The 19,045-nt window shown below is 67.9% G+C and carries 11 protein-coding genes; 6 read left to right on the top strand and 5 right to left on the bottom strand.

Annotated features, from left to right (window positions below; all coding sequences use genetic code 11):
* Positions 1-6: 6 nt before the first annotated feature.
* A complete protein-coding gene (locus tag AS25_RS00470) occupies positions 7-1,422 on the bottom strand; it encodes a uracil-xanthine permease family protein (RefSeq protein ID WP_084117915.1) in 1,416 nt (471 codons plus the stop codon).
* Between the two features lie 253 nt (positions 1,423-1,675).
* Between AS25_RS00470 and AS25_RS00465 the strand changes: the two genes are divergently transcribed.
* From AS25_RS00465 to AS25_RS00445, 5 genes are all read left to right on the top strand, one after another.
* Positions 1,676-2,530 (top strand): 3-hydroxyacyl-CoA dehydrogenase, encoded by an 855-nt coding sequence (locus AS25_RS00465; protein ID WP_035959329.1) that lies wholly within the window; start codon positions 1,676-1,678, stop codon positions 2,528-2,530.
* Between the two features lie 64 nt (positions 2,531-2,594).
* Entirely contained in the window at positions 2,595-7,439 is a 4,845-nt protein-coding gene (locus AS25_RS00460) for a DEAD/DEAH box helicase (protein ID WP_035959325.1), read from the top strand.
* Between the two features lie 115 nt (positions 7,440-7,554).
* On the top strand, positions 7,555-8,517 hold the full coding sequence (locus AS25_RS00455) for an Abi family protein (RefSeq protein WP_052160581.1): 963 nt from the start codon (positions 7,555-7,557) through the stop codon (positions 8,515-8,517).
* Positions 8,518-9,043: 526 nt separating this feature from the next.
* The gene (locus AS25_RS00450) at positions 9,044-9,826 is read left to right on the top strand and encodes a metal-dependent transcriptional regulator (RefSeq protein WP_035959276.1); all 783 of its coding nucleotides are present in this window, start codon (positions 9,044-9,046) and stop codon (positions 9,824-9,826) included.
* A 246-nt stretch (positions 9,827-10,072) separates the two neighbouring features.
* Complete coding sequence (locus AS25_RS00445) at positions 10,073-11,611, top strand: sulfatase-like hydrolase/transferase (RefSeq protein ID WP_035959323.1); 1,539 nt, start codon at positions 10,073-10,075, stop codon at positions 11,609-11,611.
* On the opposite strand, the gene AS25_RS00440 is transcribed toward AS25_RS00445, so the two are convergent.
* From AS25_RS00440 to AS25_RS00430, 3 genes are all read right to left on the bottom strand, one after another.
* Complete coding sequence (locus tag AS25_RS00440) at positions 11,608-12,690, bottom strand: lipid II:glycine glycyltransferase FemX (protein WP_052160580.1); 1,083 nt, start codon at positions 12,688-12,690, stop codon at positions 11,608-11,610. The two genes, AS25_RS00445 and AS25_RS00440, sit on opposite strands and share 4 nt — an antisense overlap.
* Positions 12,691-12,834: 144 nt before the next feature.
* Positions 12,835-14,469 carry a phosphoglucomutase (alpha-D-glucose-1,6-bisphosphate-dependent) gene (pgm, locus tag AS25_RS00435; protein WP_035959271.1) on the bottom strand — a complete coding sequence of 545 codons (1,635 nt, stop codon included), beginning with the start codon at positions 14,467-14,469 and terminating at the stop codon, positions 12,835-12,837.
* A 124-nt stretch (positions 14,470-14,593) separates the two neighbouring features.
* Positions 14,594-16,126, bottom strand: coding sequence for an amidase (locus AS25_RS00430; protein WP_253270422.1), 1,533 nt, complete (start codon positions 16,124-16,126; stop codon positions 14,594-14,596).
* Positions 16,127-16,376: 250 nt separating this feature from the next.
* Here AS25_RS00430 and AS25_RS00425 point away from each other — a divergent pair, with 250 nt between their 5' ends.
* Positions 16,377-17,423 (top strand): hypothetical protein, encoded by a 1,047-nt coding sequence (locus AS25_RS00425; RefSeq protein WP_143467431.1) that lies wholly within the window; start codon positions 16,377-16,379, stop codon positions 17,421-17,423.
* Positions 17,424-17,616: 193 nt separating this feature from the next.
* On the opposite strand, the gene gabT is transcribed toward AS25_RS00425, so the two are convergent.
* Positions 17,617-18,960, bottom strand: coding sequence for a 4-aminobutyrate--2-oxoglutarate transaminase (gene gabT / locus AS25_RS00420; RefSeq protein ID WP_035959267.1), 1,344 nt, complete (start codon positions 18,958-18,960; stop codon positions 17,617-17,619).
* Positions 18,961-19,045 lie beyond the last annotated feature (85 nt).

Raw genomic sequence — 19,045 nt, 5'->3', positions numbered from 1 at the left:
CGCGGGTCAGCCCAGCGGTGACGGGCTCTGCGAAGAGTCCGGGGTGAGGGGGTCCGAGCCCACCGAGCCGCGGGCGCGGGCGATGGCCGCCATGAGGTGGTAGACCACGAGTGCCGCGGCGGTACCCAGGGCGATGCCTGCGAAGTCCAGGCCGCCGATCGACCACGCGTAGTCACCGATGCCCACGATCATGGCGATCGCCGCGGTCGTGAGATTGACCGGGTTGGAGAAGTCCACGCGGTTCTGCACCCAGATCCGCACGCCCAGCATGCCGATCATGCCGTACAGCACCGTGGCCGCTCCGCCCAGCACACCCTGGGGGACCGTGGCCACCGCGGCGCCGAAGACGGGCAGCACGCTCAGCAGGATCGCGACGAGCGCGGCCACCCAGTACGCGGCGGTCGAGTAGACGCGCGTGGCGGCCATGACGCCGATGTTCTCCGCGTACGTGGTGGTGCCGGAACCGCCCCCGGCGCCCGCGATCATGGTGGCTAGACCGTCCGAGATGATGGCGCGGCCCATGTAGGGGTCCAGGTCGTCGCCGGTCATTAGGGCCACGGACTTCACGTGACCGATGTTCTCCGCCACGAGCACCAGGATCACCGGGATGAACAACCCGGCCAGGTTGAGGTGGAACTCGGGGGAGTGGAACTGGGGCAGGCCGAACACGCCTTGTTCATCCCATGCGGCCTGGATCGAGGTGAAGTCCACCTCACCGCGGATCACGGCGGTGACGTAGCCAATCGCCACGCCCAGGAGGATGGACAGGCGGCCCAGCAGCCCGCGGAACAACACCGAGATCAGGATGATCGAACCCAGGGTCACGAGGGCCGTGACGGGTGCCGCGGTGAAGTTCTGCTTGGCGGAGGGGGCCAGGTTGAAACCGATGAGGGCCACGATGGTGCCCGTGACGGCCGGTGGCATGAGTTTCTGCAGCCACCCCGTGCCCGCGATCTGCACGATCACGCCGATCAGGAACAGCGCGGCACCGGCCATGATCACGCCGCCGAGCGCGCCACCCGGACCGTACTGGTTCACGGACGCGGTGATCGGGGCGATGAACGCGAACGAAGACCCCAAGTAGCTGGGCACCCGCCCCGCCGTGACCACCAGGAACAGCACCGTGCCGATGCCCGAGAAGAACAGCGTGGTGGCCGGCGGGAAGCCGGTGAGCAGCGGCACCAGGAACGTGGCGCCGAACATCGCGACCACGTGCTGCGCGCCGATCGAGATGGTGCGCGGCCAGGCGAGCCGTTCCCGCGGGGTCACCACGTCACCGGGGGCCACGTGCCTGCCGTCCCCGTGCAGCCGCCAGTTCAGGCCCAGGCGCTCGACGACGCCGCCGCGCCGGTTCTGCTTGCGCGGCTCGTGCTGCTCGTTCTGCGGTGGCGGGGTGTGGTCGGGGGAAACCGGCGAACTCATGGGTGCTCCTTGTCCTGGGCGGGCCGTGGGTGCCGCCCCGAGGATTCTAGTGCGCGGGTGGGGCCCGACTGGTGGTGCGGGGCCCACGCGCGGTGGTGAGGTGCCGCGGGAGGTGGCCGTGCGGCGTTGTCGGCGCCTGGCGAGAAATCTACGGGCGAGTAGGGTGAATGACGGGGGCCACGCCCGTGGCCACCGGGCCCGCGGGAGGCCGACTCGCGCGAGCGTGACTCACACAGTAGTGGGGGAGGACATCATGGCTGAACTGACCAACGTGACCGTGATCGGATCCGGGGTGCTCGGATCGCAGATCGCGTTCCAGGCGGCGTACTTCGGCAAGACCGTGACCGTGTACGACATCAGCGAGGAGATCGTCGGGGCGCTGCCCGGCAAGTGGGAGAAGCTGTCCCTGCTGTACACGCGGGACATGGCGGCCACCCCCGGGCAACTGGAGGCGGCCAAGGCCCGGTTGAGCGGCACCACGGATCTCGAGGCGGCCCTGCAGGACGCGGACATCGTGATCGAGGCCGTGCCCGAGAACCTGGAGCTCAAGAAGAAGGTGTGGTCCCAGATCGGTGCGGCCGCGCCGGAGAAGACCGTCCTGTGCACCAACTCCTCCACGCTGCTGCCCAGTGACATTGCCGAGTCCACAGGACACCCGGAGCGGTTCCTGGCGCTGCACTTCGCCAACGAGGTGTGGCGCAACAACACCGGTGAGGTCATGGGGCACGCGGGCACGGACCCCGCCGCGGCCGAGGCCGTCCTGGAGTTCGCCGAGCAGATCGGGATGGTGCCCATCCACATCAAGAAGGAGCAGGCGGGCTACATCCTCAACACCCTGCTGGTGCCGTTCCTGACGGCGGCATCACACCTGTGGGTCAACGACATCGCACAGGCCGAGGACATCGACAAGACCTGGCGCACCGCCACCGGTTCTCCCCTGGGCCCCTTCCAGATCCTGGACCACGTGGGCATGGAGACCTATTACCAGATCAACATGAATGCGGGGACCGAGGAGTCCCAGCGGGTTGCGGAACGCGTGAAGCGGGAGTTCATCGACCAGGGTCACATGGGGCGCAGCTCCGGGCAGGGGTTCTACACGTACGAGTGATGCCCCGGCAGAGCCCCGGCGTGGGTTCCCGGACCCTCCCGGAGGTCCATGAATAATGAACGGCATGACCCAGGACGCATTCGGTGAACTGCTCGACAAGCTCTACTACGGGGCGCTGGACACCCGTGACCGCGGGGACAAGTTCGAGCGGCTGATGCGGTCCTACCTGCTCACGGACCGGGCGTACTCGTTCTCCAAGGTGTGGCTGTGGAACGAGTACCCGGAGCGGGGCAACCGCTCGGACATCGGCGTGGACCTGGTAGGGGTCCGCGCCGACACGGGCGAGAAGGTGGCGATCCAGTGCAAGTTCAAGGATCCGGACAAGGTGATCCCCAAGGGGGACGTCGACTCCTTCATCTCCGCGTCCGCCACCGCTGAGTTCGGTGAGCGGCTGATGGTCTCCACGTCCCGCAAAGAGCTGGGTGGCAACGCCCGCAAGACCATCGAGAACCTGGACAAGCCGTGGTCCACGGTGGGGCTGGATCAGCTGGCAAATGCCCCCATCGACTGGTCCCAGTTCAACCTGGACCAGCCGGAGCACATGGTGCGCACGGACGAGGGCAAGTCCCCGCGCCCGCACCAGCTGCAGGCCATGGCGGCGGTCAAGGAGGGGTTCGAAAGCCACGACCGCGGCAAGCTCATCATGGCGTGCGGCACGGGCAAGACGTACACCTCCCTGCAGATCATGCAGGAGCAGACGCCGAGGGACGCCACGGTGCTGTTCCTGGTGCCGTCTATCTCCCTGCTCTCGCAGACGCTCACCGAGTGGAAGCGGGATGCCTCCGAGGAGTTCCGCGCGTTCGCGGTGTGCTCGGACGTGAAGGTGGGCAAGAACACCGCGGATGACATCTCCTCCACGGATCTTGCGCTGCCGGCCACCACGAGCGCCGAGCGCCTGATCACGCAGCTCAACCGGTTCCCGGACTACCGGGGCCGCACGGTGGTGTTCTCCACGTACCAGTCCATTGACGTGCTGCACGAGGCGCAGCAGATGGGCTTCCCGGACTTCGACCTGATCGTCTGCGACGAGGCCCACCGCACCACGGGCGCCACGCTGGCCGGCCAGGAGGACTCGGCGTTCGTGCGCGTCCATGACCAGTCCTTCATCTGCGGCGCCAAGCGCCTGTACATGACGGCCACCCCGAGGGTGTTCGACGAGGGCACTAGGAAGAAGGCGGAGGAGAACTCCGTGGTGGTCGCCTCCATGGACGACGAGGCCCTGTTCGGTCCTGAGTTCCACCGCCTGGGCTTCGGCGAGGCTGTGGAGGGCGGTCTGCTCAGCGACTACAAGGTCCTGGTGCTCGCGGTGGACGAGGCCGCGATCACGCGCCAGTTCCAGGAGCTGCTCACGGACGAGGACGGACAGCTCAGCATTGGCGACGTCGCCCGCATGGTCGGTTGCTGGAAGGGCCTGTCCACGCGCGGTTCCGGCCAGGGCGGCCGGGGCGACGCCGTGGCGTCGCACTCGGGTGCCCCGGCTCCCATGCGGCGCGCGGTGGCGTTCGCCTCCAACATTCGCGAGTCGCAGCGGGTCGCGGATGCCCTGGAGCGGGTGAGCGAGCAGCTCACGCAGGACAATCCGCAGGATCTGCTGCTGCGCGCCGAGCACGTGGACGGCACCATGAACGTGGCGCAGCGGGGTGAAAAGCTGCGGTGGCTGGAGGCCGAGCCCGAGCAGGGGGAGTGCCGCATCCTCACCAACGCGCGGTGCCTGTCCGAGGGCGTGGACGTGCCCAGCCTGGACGCGGTGATGTTCCTCAACCCCCGCAACTCGCAGGTGGATGTGGTGCAATCCGTGGGACGGGTGATGCGCCGGGCCAAGGACAAGGACTACGGGTACATCATCCTGCCCGTGGGCATTCCCTCGGGGGTGGCTCCGGAGGCCGCGCTGAAGGACAGCAAGAAGTACAAGGTCATCTGGTCCGTGCTCAACGCGCTGCGCTCGCACGACGACCGCTTCGAGGCGATGGTCAACCACATCGACCTCAACCAGGACCGGGACGATCGCCTGGACGTGATCCCGGTGACCGTGGACGACGACTCCACGGTGGTGGTCCCCACCAACGAGCACGGCGAGCAGACCGTGCTGGACCTCCCGTTCGAGAACGTGCAGGAGTGGCGGGACGCCATCTACGCCAAAATCGTGCAGAAGGTGGGGGACCGCGAGTACTGGGAGAACTGGTCCGCGACCATTGCCGAGGTGGCGGCCAAGCACACCGAGCGGATCACCGCGCTGGTGACCCAGGACCCCGCCCCGGAGGTCGCGGAGCAGTTCGACACGTTCGTGACGGCGCTGCGGGCCAACCTCAACGACGGCATCTCGGTCACGGACGCCATCTCCATGCTGTCCCAGCACCTGATCACCAAGCCGGTGTTCGACGCGCTGTTCGAAGGCTACGACTTCGCGGCCCACAACCCGGTGTCCGTGGTGATGCAGCGGATGGTGGACACGCTGGCCGGGAACAACCTGGAGTCCGAGACGGCCACGCTGCAGTCCTTCTACGACAGTGTGCAGCGCCGCGCCACGGGGATCGACAACCCCGAGGGCAAGCAGCGCATCATCACCGAGCTGTACGAGAACTTCTTCACCAAGGCGTTCCCCAAGCAGGCGGATGCCATGGGGATCGTCTACACCCCGGTGGAGATCGTGGACTTCATCCTGCGCTCGGTGGACGAGCTCTCCAAAAGGCATTTCGGTGTGGGGCTCACGGATCGGGACGTGCACGTGCTGGACCCGTTCACGGGAACCGGCACGTTCATGGTGCGACTCATCGAGTCCGGCATCATCGAACCCCACGACCTCGCCCGTAAGTACGCGGAGGAACTTCATGCCACCGAGATCATGCTGCTGGCCTACTACATTGCGGCCATCAACATCGAGGCCACCTACCACGGTGTGCAGGGCGGGATGTACGTCCCGTTCGAGGGCATCGTGCTGGGGGACACGTTCCAGATGTCCGAGGACCGGGATGTGATCGACAGCGAGGTGTTCACGGGCAACAACTCCCGCGCGCAGAAGCAGCTGGATGCGGACATTCGCGTGATCGTGGGCAACCCGCCCTACTCGGTGGGGCAGACCAGCGCGAACGACAACAACGCCAACCTGGCCTACCCCACGCTCGACACCCGGATCAGGGACACGTACGCGGCACTGGGCAGCGGGCAGAACAAGAACAGCCTCTACGACTCCTACGTGCGCGCCATGCGCTGGGGCTCCGACCGGATCGGGGGCCGGGGCATCCTGGCCTACGTGACCAATGGCGGGTACATCGACGGGAACTCGGCGGAAGGCATCCGCAAATCGCTGGTCACGGACTTCGACCGGCTGTACGTGTTCAACACCCGCGGCAATGCGCGCGGTGCGGGGGACCTGCGCAAGAAAGAAGCGGGAAACGTCTTCGGAGGGGGAAGTAGGACCACGGTGGCCGTCCTGCTTGCGGTGAAGGACCCCGCGCACACCGGGGACTGCGAGCTGCGCTACCGGGACATCGGGGACTACCTGACGCGCGAGGAGAAGCTCGACATCATCCGCACGGCGGGGCTGAGCGACGAGGGCTGGCAGACCCTGGAGCCCAATGCCAAGGGGGAGTGGCTCAACCAGTCTACGGACGAGTTCCAGGAGTACGCACCGCTGGGCGAGCGCCGCTCGACCACGGGTTCAGATCCGCTAATTCAAGTGTTCGGTGCGGGATTGCAATCGAACCGAGATGCTTGGGTATACGACTTCTCCGCCCGAAATTTACTGCAAAATATCCAGGCCATGACGGATGCTTATGAAATGGCTCGGAGGGATTTTGCCAGCCAAAGGAACTTCCCGACAAGCGAATCCGGCGTGGCGCAGTGGTTAAGGTCCTCACCCACCCATGCAGATCCCACGCGACTTTCATGGAGCAGGTCGCTGCGTCAGCTGGCCGCCAAGGATCGCGCACTCGTTCCATCGCGACAGGCAATGCGGGTGAGTATCTACCGCCCATTCACGAAGCAGCACTTGTACTTCGCGCCGGGATACAACCACGAGCGTGGGCAACTGCCCAAGATGTTCCCGACCCCGGAGCACGAGAACTACGGGTTCTACGTGGTGGGGATGGGGTCCGCCGTTCCGTTCTCCGTGCTGGCGCTGAACCAGATACCGGACCTTCACGTCACGGGCGCTGGAAGCGGCGGCCAGTTCTTCCCCCGCTACACCTACGAACCCCTCGGCACCCCCGCCGGGAACGAGAACCCCACGCAACTGGACCTGGGGCTGGGAGAGGGTGAGAGCGGCATCGTCGTGGACGGGTACCGGCGGATCGACAACGTGACGGATGCGACCGTGGCGCGCTACACCAAGGCCTTCGGGGAGGGCGTGAGCAAGGACGAAATCTTTGTGGGCGTGTACGCGCAGTTGCACGATCCGGCCTACCGCCAGAAGTACGCGGCGGACCTCAAACGGCAGCTTCCGCGCATCCCGCTGCCCGGCTCCGCCGAGGACTTCCACGCGTACGCTGCGGCGGGGCGCGAGCTCATGGACCTGCACATCGGCTACGAGACCGTGGATCCGTACCCGCTCACGGAATCCCACAGCACGGGTGACGAGTCCGACCCCGCTTTCTACCGGGTGACGACAATGCGCTGGGGCGGCACGGGCAGGTCCAGGGACCGCTCGGTGATCGTGTACAACGGCAACGTGACGCTCAGCGGCATCCCGGACGCGGCCCACGAGTACATGCTGGGCTCGCGCTCCGGGCTGGAGTGGCTGCTGGACCGGTACCGGGTGAAGACGGACAAGGCGTCGGGGATCGTGAACGACCCCAACGACTGGGCGCTGGAGCACGAGAACCCCCGCTACATCGTGGACCTCATCAAGCGCGTGACCACGGTGAGCGTGCGGACCATGGAGATCGTGAAGGGGCTGCCGGGGACGGTGTGAGGTGGGCTGGTCGGGGTGGTGCGTGTGTATGCCACGGTATACACTCTTACTATCAAGACCGGTTCCGCCCTCTCTGGGGTCCAGGGCCGGTCCTCTTTTTTCGTAGCATGGTGCCATGCGAACAGACGGTGGTGTTCCAGAACGGGAAAGGCCGCCCAAGGTCTTCCAGACCTACTCGGAGCAGGTTCGTTTGTTGCAGTCACGTGGGATGCAGGTGGCGGATCCCGCACGGGCCGAAAGAGTGCTCCGCACGACCGACTACTACCGGCTCAGTGGGTACTGGTACCCCTACCGCCGCCGCCGCCTCGATGGTGAGGGCAGGAGCAACACGTTCCTGGAGGGCACGTCTTTCGACGATGTGATGGCTCTCTACGAGTTCGATGCCCGATTGCGCGCGGCGGTTCTGGCTGCTCTCGGACCCATCGAGCTCGCCATGCGGGCACTGCTGGGTCACGAGCTGGGGCGCATCGACCCGTGCGCTCATCTGGAGCCTCGACTGATGGGGCCGTCTGCGCGAGTGCAAGGCAGCGCCGCCGAGCCCTCCCAACAGTACCGGCGGTGGCTCGAGCGTCACGCCGAAGACGTCAGGTGTTCACGCGAAGACTTCGTGGCGCACCATCGCGAGCACTACGGAAGCAAGCTGCCGATCTGGGCCGCCGTCGAGGTGATGGACTGGGGCAGTCTCTCTGCCCTATACCGGCTTTCCCCGCTCAAGGCCCAGAATGTGTTGGCTGAGGGCGTGGGGCTTTCCTCGGCTCAGCTTGGATCATGGTTGAAGTCCATGAACATGCTGCGCAACTACGCCGCCCACCAGGGCCGGATGTACAACCGTGTCTACACTCTCGTTCCCAAGCTGCCGCGCTCTGCCCACCCGGACTTCCCCGCCGGGGGCAAAGACGAGAACGCGCGGTGTTTTACACAGCTCACTGTGGTGCAGTACCTCGTGCGGGGCCTCAGCGTGGGCAACGCTAGGTTGTTGCCGGCTGTCCTGAGAAGTTTTCCTTCCGTCGCCCGTCTGGACATCACATCCATGGGCGCGCCGGACGGGTGGGAACGTCAACCGCTGTGGTCGTCATGACACCCACGGCCTGGTGCCAGTCACGACGGGATGGCAAGGACCGGCGGCCATCAGCGAGGATGAGCCCATGCCCAGCCATCTGTACCGCCCGGGACCCCGGCTCGAGGATCTCCGCACCACACTGCGACGCATGGGCCTGCCCCTCGTGCAGGTCTGCGTGGTGCTGGCCGCGTCAGCGTCCTGAACTTCATCGTGAGCATCGGCACGGATGCCACCTACCGCACCACTGTTCCTCGAACGCACGCGGGGCGAGGTCCGTCGCTGCCTCGACGCGCGGGGCGAGTACAGGGCCCTGCGCGCAGGCGCGTCACCGTCGCACGGCCTGACGACGTCGCACGGTGACCCCTCGCACCCAGCCGATGGCGCGGCGTCGCCGGGTGCCGCGGCACCCGAAGCGACCCCGGGCACACCCCGGGCGCGGCCCCCGGAGGGGGTGCAGCGCCGTCGTCGCCGTCTGTCATCCCCGGCGCGAACGCCGCGGGGCGCACCCTTGGGGACGTCCCCGGAGGGCCACTAGGCTTAACGCGTGCACCCCGCAGAGCTGAGCCCGTCCACCCAGGACTACCTGAAGACCATCTGGCGGCTGGGCGAGTGGGAGCCGGAGCGGGTGACCACCACGTCGCTGGCCGCGCGAATGGGTCTGGCGGCCTCCACCGTGTCCGAGGCGCTGAAGAAGCTCACCGCACAGGGCCTGGTGACCCGGCCCGCATACGGGGTCGTGGAGCTGACCGCCGAGGGACGTGACGTGGCCGTGCACATGGTGCGCCGCCACCGCATCCTGGAGATGTTCCTGGCCACCGAGCTGGGCTACGCGTGGGACGAGATCCACGACGAGGCCGAGGTTCTCGAGCATGCCGTCACCGACCGATTCATCGACCGTGTGGACGCCAAGCTCGGCCACCCGTCCGAGGACCCGCACGGGGATGCGATCCCCTCGCGGGACGGGGTGATCACTCCCGCCCCGGCCGTTCCGCTCGGGGACGTCACCCACCCGGAGCCCGTGCGGGTCACGCGCGTCTCGGACGAGAGCCCCGAGACCCTGCGGGTGCTCGCGGAGGCGGAGATCCGGCCGGGCGCGGTGCTGCGGATGCTTCCGGGCCCGGCCCGCAGCGCCACGGTGCGCGTGCGCGTAGGCGGCGGGGGCACCACGCCGGGCGGTGACGTCCCGGGGGGCAGCTCGCCCGCCGCTCTGGCGACGCAGGGGCCGCCCGACGTTGTGGGCACGGTAGCGTCCGGTGGGGTCACGGTGGAACTCGGCATCCTCGTGGCGGAGGCCGTCTGGGTGCAGGCCCTCACCCACGCGAGCTGAACGGGACAGGCGCTCCCCGGCCCGGCTGCGGACAGCATCAGGCTCGCGCTGGACCGATCGGCGCCGCGCCGGACAGTGGGCTCCCCTGCTGCGTCCGGCGCCGGCGCGGGCCCACAAGGTGAACAGCAGGTGGCCGGAACATGTCCTACCCTTGAAGGAACACGAATATGTAGGCGGCGGCACACCATGCCCGGGCCGCGGCGGTGCCGGCTGGCACCGGTGATCGAGGAGCACGAGGTCCACAACATGTCCGAGGGTTTTCTGCGTGCGAGCAGACGGCTGGGCCGGTGGACGGGCCGAGGGCTCTGCTACGGCCTGATCTGGCTGGGCCTCACCCTGCTGGCGGCCGCCGGGGTGATCCGGCACTACTGGGGTCAGATCTCCGTGGGGCAGATGCGCATGAACCTGGTGTCCGTGCAGACGGACGGCGGCGGCGGGTCGATCGTGTGGGTCTCGGTGCTGCTGATCGGCGTGCTTCCCGTGCTGCTGACCCTGGCGGTCGCGCTGGGCCGGTGGGTGTGGCGGCGCCCCCGCCTGTCCGGGCACACTGCGCGCGCCCCGCGCGGCGTGGTCCGCTCCGCCTCCGCGATCGCGGTGGCGGCGGTGGTGGTGGGAGGTACCGCGAGCTTCGCGTCCGCGGTGGACCTGCCCCGCTACGTCAAGGCCGCCAAGTTCCCGCACGACATCGGATCGCGCTACGTCCAGCCCACCGTCACCGGGGACGCGGGCAAGCGCAACCTGGTGGTGGTCTACCTCGAGTCGGGGGAGCAGACCCTCGCGGACGACCAGCTGTTCGAGAAGAATGCGTTCAAGCCCCTGGAGGACGTCACCCGCGCGGAGGACGGCTGGCGCAGCGTCACCGACCTCCAGCAGTACGAAGGCGGCGGCTGGACCATGGCCGGGCTCACGTCCACCCAATGCGGCATCCCCCTCAAGAGCTCGGGGGAGGGCATCAGCTCGAGTGACATCGGCGCCGGGATGGAGCAGTACCTGGGCGGCGTCACGTGTCTGGGGGACGTGCTGCAGAACCACGGCTACACCAGCACGTTCCTGGGCGGGGCCAACTCCTCGTTCGCCGGCAAGGACGCCTTCCTGCGATCGCACGGCTACACGGAGGACAAGGGGCTCGCGGACTGGCGGGCCGCCGGCGAGCCGGAGCAGAACTTCCGCGGCGACTGGGGGCTCAGCGACGAGCGGCTCATGGCCCACGCGAAGGACGAGGTGGACCGTCTGCACGCCCGCTCCGAGCGCACGGGCCAGCCGTTCAACCTGTCCATGCTGACCCTGGACACCCACGAACCGGTGCACGTCTACGACTCCTGCGGCGTGGACACCCAGAACCAGGTGACCTCGGTGTTCGCGTGCTCCATGACGCAGGTGGCGGGCTTCATCGAGCACATGAGGGTCCAGGGCTACCTGGAGGACACCTCCGTGGTCGTCATGGGGGACCACCTCAAGCACATGAGCGCCGGGGACGCGTTCCATGAGCAGCTGGACCATCACCCCAACCGCACCATCTTCAACCGCGTGTGGATCCCGGGGGAGTCCTCGGACCAGCCCCTGCGGGCGGGCGCGGACCAGCTGTCCATGTACCCCACCCTCCTGGAGGCGGCGGGGCTATCGGTGCACAACGGCGCTGCGGGCCTCGGCGTGTCCGTGCGCCGCCAGACGCCCCCCGAGGGCTCCGTCCAGGCATTGGCACCGGAGGACTACCGGGACTTGCTGGACTCGCTGTCCTCGGACTTCTACGCCCGGGCCTGGGACGGGCGGAACCCGGTGGGCTAATTCGAGGCGCGGGAACCCCTGGCCTCGGACACCGCCGTGCGCGCCCGGGCGCGGAGCTGGACCGCTCCGTCCCGGGCGCGACGCATTCCCCGGTACGCCGCGTAGCGGGCACGGCCGACGGGCACGTCCCACGTGCCGCCCAGTGCCACGTCCGCGCCCCCGAAGGAGCGCTTGAACGCGCTGAAGCCCGTCCACGGATGATCGGGCTGGCTCAGGGGCGCGATCCCGAAGAGGTCGCCGACCGACTGACCCTGCGCGGCGGCGTCGAGCAGCGCCTGGGCGATCAGCGGCTGGTTGGGTCGCAGCTTGCGCACCGCCGCGTCCATGCCGGAGTGCGCGAAGATCCGCGTGGTGGGGGAGTCGTAGGTGAGCAGGGCGCTGACCACCGTGCCGTCCACGGAGCTCAGGTACGCCGTGCAGCTGCCGGGCGGTCCTAGGGAGCGGGCCGCAGTGCGCAGGTACTCGGAGGTCTGGGCCGTGAACCCCTTGCGCCCCGCGGTGCGGTGCAGCAGCTCGATCACGGTATCCGCGGCGCTGGGGTGCGAACTGGACGAGAGGGTGAGACCCTTGTCCCGGTACCGGCGCCACAGGTTGCGGTTGGTGCCCGTCATGGCCTTGAGGATCGCCTCGGGCGGACGGGTGAGATCCACCCAGCGGGTGTGGGCGGGCTGGATGTCACGCGGAGCGGGGCGGGCGCCGTGCGCCCGGAGCAGGGCCACCAGGGAGGCCGCCGTGGCGTTCTGTCGCTGCACCGCGTCCCCGAAGGGCGTCTGCGCGGGAGCAGGCAGCTGCGGTTCCACCCGCAGCCACCCCACGGACTCGGCGCGGGCGGCCTCCCGCAGGGCCTCGAGAGCGTCCGGGAGCGCTGCCGGATGCTGCAGCACGGGCCCGTAGGGCGCGTACCAGATCCGGCCGGCGCGGGATCGCTCCTCCACCACCAGGGCATCCCATCCGGGCCCGTGGAGCCTGTGGGTGGTACGCCCCAGATCGGTCTGGAAACGCTCCCAGGGCTCGGACTGCAACATGCTGGATGGGCCCAGAGGACTCGTGGAATCCGGGCGGGCGGGGGTGGACCTCATGCGGGGGTGTCATCCTTCGGTGATGTGCCCCCGGGGCGAGGGGTATACCACGGTGCCGCGAGGGTCGCCCCTCATTGAATACTCATACTTATCATCGGTCAACACCTCCTCCCGCACCCGCCCGGTGCGGGAGGCGTTCCAACCTCAGCCGATCACTGAATCCACGAGCGCCTTGGCCTCCTTCTGGACCTGCGCCAAATGCTCCGCGCCCTTGAACGACTCCGCGTAGATCTTGTACACGTCCTCGGTCCCGGACGGCCGGGCCGCGAACCACGCGGATTCCGTGACCACCTTCAGCCCGCCCACAGTGGCGCCGTTACCCGGCGCCTCGGTGAGCTTGGCGATGATGGGTTCCCCGGCGAGGGTCTCCGCGGTGACCTGCTCGGCGGACAGCTTCTTCAGTACGGCCTTCTGCTCGCGATCGGCCGGGGCGTCGATGCGCTCGTACACCGGATCCCCGAACTGCTCGGTGAGTTCGGCGTAGCGCTGCGAAGGCGTCTTGCCCGTGCGTGCGGTGATCTCCGCGGCGAGCAGCGCCAGGATGATGCCGTCCTTGTCAGTGGTCCACGCGGAACCGTCCATCCGAAGGAAGGACGCGCCCGCGGATTCCTCACCGCCGAAGCCGATGGATCCGTCCAGCAGACCGGGCACGAACCACTTGAAGCCCACGGGGACCTCCACCAACCGGCGGCCCAGCGAGTCGGCCACGCGGTCGATGATCGAGGACGACACCAGGGTCTTACCGATCCCGGCTTCCGGGGACCACCCGGCACGGTTGCGGTAGAGGTAGTCGATGGCCACGGCCAGGTAGTGGTTGGGATTCATGAGCCCGGCATCCGGGGTCACGATGCCGTGCCGGTCGCTGTCGGCGTCGTTGCCGGTCGCGATGTCGTACTCGTCCCGGTTGCCGATCAGGGACGCCATGGCCGAGGGGGAGGAGCAATCCATGCGGATCTTCTCGTCCCAGTCCAGCGTCATGAACGCCCACTGCGGGTCCACCTCGGGGTTGACCACGGTCAGGTTCAGCCCGAAGCGCTCGCCGATCTCCTGCCAGTACGCCACGGACGCCGAGCCCATGGGATCCGCGCCGATGTGCAGCCCGGATTCCCTGATGGCTTCGAGGTCGATGATTTCCGGCAGCGCGGAGACGTAGCTGTCCAGGAAGTCGAAGGTCCCGGTGGTCTCCGCGGCGGCGGCCTCCTCCAGGGGCACCCGCTCCACACCATCGAGGCCCGCCGCAATGAGGTCGTTGGCGCGGTTCGCGATCCACTCGGTGGCGTCCGTGTCCGCGGGACCGCCGTGCGGGGGGTTGTACTTGAAGCCGCCGTCCGTGGGCGGGTTGTGGGACGGGGTGATCACGATGCCATCCGCGCGGTCCTCGGGCTCGGAGGCGTTGTACGTGAGGATCGCGTGGGACAGTGCCGGGGTGGGCGTGAAGCCGTCCCGGGAGTCCAGCAGGGTGCGCACGCCGTTGGCCGCGAGCACCTGCAGCGCGGTGTCCTGCGCGGGTCCGGACAGCGCGTGCGTGTCCTTGCCCATGAACAGGGGGCCGGTGATCCCCTGCGCGGTGCGGTACTCCACGATCGCCTGCGTGATCGCGGCGATGTGGTGCTCGTTGAACGAGGTCTTCAGTGAGGACCCGCGGTGCCCGGAGGTGCCGAATACCACGCGCTGATCAGGATCGTCCGCGTCCGGGACGCGGTCGAAGTACGCGGCCAGGAGCTGGTCGATGTCCACGAGGTCACTGGGTTGGGCGACGGTGCCCGCACGGTTAGCCATGGTTCAAACCTAGTCCCGATCGCGGCGCCCGTCAGTCGTTTTCCGCAGGTTTCCGCGCACCGCACGCCGGGGCCCGAACGGCCGGTGGCAGCGCGCTCGCAGCTCGCGCTCAGAGCAGGTGCCGTCAGGCCACCAAGGACGCGCGCGGCGTGGTCGGCGGGTCCAACTGCGCCGCGAGCGCGAGCAGCCACGCCTCGGACGACGCCGCTCCCACCAGGTGCACGCCCATGGGCACCGGCCCGGGGTAGTTGCCTCGCTCGGGTGTAGCCCACGTGGTGGGGATGGTGATCGCGGGCAGCCCCACCACGTTGATCAGGGAGGTCCACGGGGTGTACTGGCATTGCCGCATATAATCCTGCTCGGCACTGGCGGGGTCGGTGATGTCGAAGCCCTCGTGGAACCAGCCGATCGGGCGCGGGGGCATGGCCAGCGCCGGAGTGAGGATCATGTCGTACAGGGCATATTGGCTGATCACATTGGCCTCGATGCCCCGCAGGACCGCCACGGCATCGGCGAGATCCACCGCGGACCGTGTCAGCGCGCGGTCCCGGAACGCCCGGGCCAGGCCCGTGAGCTGTCCTTCCTGCCCGGTTAGCGGCAGCTGCCCCATGACGGTGCTCCATAGCCGGAAGAACGCGTCCGGGTAGGCCGGGTCGTAGGAGATCCGGGCGTCGACGACGTCGTGCCCCGCCCGCTCGAGGCGCCGCACCCCGTCGTCGAGCGCGGCACGCGCCTCGGGTGATACGGAGATGTCGTACGTCTCGTCGAAGGGCGACGCCGTGCTGACACCGATCCGCAGCGGGCGCTCACCCCACGGCATCCGCCCGGCCAGGGCGGCGTCGACCACTGCCGTGAAGGACGGCTCGGGCGCGGCCCGGACGGGGCGGTCGATCCGATCGTGTCCGGGGGTGTGGCACAGCACGTCCATGAGCAGGGCGGCATCCCTGGCGGTGCGCGTGATGGGGCCGTTGACCCCCAGTTGTCCCACGTTGGACAGGGCGTCGTTGCTCGGGACACGCCCACGATTGGGCTTCAGGCCGATGAGTCCGCAGGCCGCCGCGGGGATCCGGATGGAGCCGCCGCCGTCGGAACCCACGGCCCCGGGCAGGATCCCCGCGGCCACGGCGGCCGCCTGACCCCCGGAGGAGCCACCGGGGGAGCAGTCCAGGGCGAACGGGTTGCGGGCCGGCGGGAAGGCGCGGTTCTCCGAATAGCAGTTGAGCAGGAACTCGGGGACCTGGGTCTTGCCGAGGATCACCGCGCCGGAGGCTTCGAGGGTGGCGGCGAGCGGCTCGGACGCGGCGGCGGGCGGCACGGTACCGGTCTCGTCCCGCGTGGTCAGTGAGCCCCACGTGGTGGGCATCCCCGCGACGTCGTGCCCGTCCTTGAGCGCGGTGGGGACGCCCAGGAGAGTGGGCACCTCGGTGGCCTCACTCTTGGAGGACGCGCCTAGAACCGCGGAGAGCTGCTCGTCCGCGACGCGGGCCCGGTCCAGCGCGGCCTCCGGGGCCACGTGGATGAACGCGCCCAGGTGCTCGTTGAGCTCGGTGATCCGCTCGAGCGTCCGCCGGGTCAGCTCCTCGCTCGTCACCTCCCCGCGGCGCAGGGCGGCAACGGTCTCGGTCAACGTGGGGAAGTGTTCCACCGTGTCCTCCATGGCGTTCGGGACGTGTGCGGGGACCCCAGCCTAACCATTGCGCGTCATGAAGTTCTCAGAGCAAGGGCGGTGCTGCCGACAACGGCCGGCCGACACCACCCGGGAAAATACTCCGACGACTCATTCAAGGGAATCGAACCAGTCCAACCCTCTGAGCTCCGTCATGATCGCCTGTTCGATCCCGACGCCAAAGTCGCCGCAGTATGCTCGAATTTCCCCTCACGCATCACACCGAGAAAGTAGATCCCCCATGAAACGGTCGCTCTCCGTCGCGGTTTTAGCCTTCGTCGTGCTCACCGGGTGTTCCGCGAACAATGACGCCTCGGACACCGGCCAATCAAGCGTAGGCGCGCCCAGCCCCCAGGTGTACCAGGATGTGCAGAACTGGTCAGGCGCCGGTGATAACGGGGCACGATTCACCGCTACCGCTGAAGTGAAAGCGCCGTCCGGGGTCGAGGAAGCCCGCCAGTTGATGGGAAAATCGAACACTCCGCTGCATTTCCTGGCCGTCACCGTTGACAACATCAAGGGCGCAGACTCAATCACCACGCTGAAGGCGACTTTCACGACGCCGGCCGGTGACCTGGTCGAATACACCGCACTCGGCGACTACCTGAACGAATCGGAAGCGCCGGAGAGCTCGAGCGTCGATGCCACCAACCGGATCATCGAGGTGCACAACGCTTTCAGTTGGGATGAATACGAAGTAATTGCGGGCCAGAAGAAAACCGTCGTTCTCGCCACGGAGAGCGCGTACCCTCACCAGGTGACTCACGCGACTGTGGGAGAGGGCATAACCCTTACTCCCTCCGACCGATCCGCTGAAACGGACAGGGCCACCGGAGCCCCCGAGGCAAAGGTGCCCGTCGGCAGCAATGATCGGCTGGCTGAGCTCTACGGCACCACGCTGAAGGGCAACGACATCAATTTCCGCATTTTCAGCCCGAATGCCCAGAAAGAACTCAACGCCGTGATGCCTCCCCAGCTCAATGGCGCATGGGGCGCATTGTGTTCACATGCCGCCACCCAGGAACAGCTCATGGAGACTGGCGTCAACGCGAACGGTCACAATTGGCGGCCCTTCCAGTACGCGGTGACTGAGAGCGGTGCGCCCCCACTCAGCGGCGATGCGAAGTCCAAAGAATATGAAGCGGCCTCGCTGGCGGAACTTTCTCACGGGGGATCCTGCGCCGTCATCCAGTCACCGGACACATCTGCTGCCACCAAAACCAGCGTCGCCTCCGTGGGCCACTACCTGGGCAACTCGACTCTGGAAGCCACGGTGTACGTGAGGTAGCCTCCGGGCTCCGGACCGGACGCCCCCTGGGGAACTGTGGGGGGTAGAGCCCGCCTTCGGGCTGACTGCGGCTCAGTCGATGTCGTGCGTTTGACGGATACCCCAACCGTGCGCGCCGGACACGCGAACGGGCGGCCACCGGAACCCCGGTGACCGCCCGCCGTCGTACTCGGTAGAGCTCAGGAAGCGCGGATCAGGCGCCGGCCTCCTCGATGGCCTTGGCGAAGATCCGCAGGCCCTCGCGCAGCAGGTCGAAGTCGATCACGAGCGGCGGCAGCAGACGCACGTTGTTGCCGAAGGTGCCACACGTGAGGATGACGACGCCCTGCTCGAGGCACGCGGCCGCGATCTGCTTGGCGGCGTCCGCGTTGGGTTCCTTGGAGCCGGGCTTCACGAATTCGAGCGCCATCATGGCGCCGCGACCGCGCAGCTCGCCCACGATGGGGGAGGACTCGGCCAGGGAGCCGAGCTCCTCGTTGATGATCTTCTCGATCTCGAGGGCGCGGTCCGCGAGGTTCCAGTCCTCAATGGTCTCGATCGCGCCGAGAGCGGCGGCGCACGCGACGGGGTTACCGCCGTAGGTGCCACCCAGGCCACCACCGTGCACCACGTTCACGAGCTCCGCGCGGCCCACGACGCCGGACAGCGGCATACCGCCGGCGATGCCCTTGGCGAAGGTCACGAGGTCCGGCTCCACACCCTCGTACTCGGAGGAGAACCACTTGCCCGTGCGGGCCACGCCGGCCTGGACCTCGTCCGCGACGAATACCGCGCCGTTGTCCTTGCACCACTGCGACAGGGCGGGCAGGAAGCCCGGGGCCGGGACGATGAACCCGCCCTCACCCTGGATGGGCTCGATCACGATCGCGGCCACGTTCTCCGCACCCACCTGCTTCTCCACGAGGGTCAGGGCGCGCTTGGCGGCTTCCTCACCCGTCATGCCCTCCGGATCGCGGAAGGGGTAGGACATGGGAACGCGGTACACCTCGTTGGCAAACGGCCCGAATCCCTGCTTGTACGGCATGACCTTGGAGGTCATGGCCAAGGTCAGGTTGGTGCGGCCGTGGTAGGCGTGGTCGAAGACCACGATCGCGTTGCGCTTGGTGTGCACGCGCGCGATCTTCACGGCGTTCTCCACGGCCTCCGAACCGGAGTTGAACAGCGCGGCGCGCTTGTCGAAGGCCCCAGGGGTCAGGGACGCGATCTTCTCGGCGACCTCCACGTACCCCTCGTAGGGGGTCACCATGAAGCACGTATGGGTGAACTTACCCACGGCCTCGCGCACCTTCTCCACAACCTTGGGCGCGGTGGCGCCCACGGAGGTCACGGCGATGCCGGAGCCCAGGTCGATGAGCTGGTTGCCGTCCGCGTCCTTGATGATGCCGCCGTCGAGCTCGTCCGCGTAGACGGGCACGGAGGAGGCGACGCCGGCCGCGACCGCCTTCTCCCGCCGCGCCGCGAGTTCCTGCGACTTGGGGCCCGGGAGGGCGGTCTTCAGATCGCGCTTCTGCTCAAGCCGGTATTCGATGTCAGCCATGTTCGGTTGCCCTTTCACTACAGCGGCACGGGGACGCGAAAACTCGATAATCGGATCCGCCCCGGAAAGCCCCGGTGATCCGGGG

It is taken from the genome of Kocuria marina, from assembly GCF_000786655.1.
Taxonomy (GTDB): domain Bacteria; phylum Actinomycetota; class Actinomycetes; order Actinomycetales; family Micrococcaceae; genus Kocuria; species Kocuria marina_A.
The sequence above is the reverse complement of the archived record's forward strand: the minus strand, read 5'-3'. Positions and strand labels throughout refer to the sequence as shown.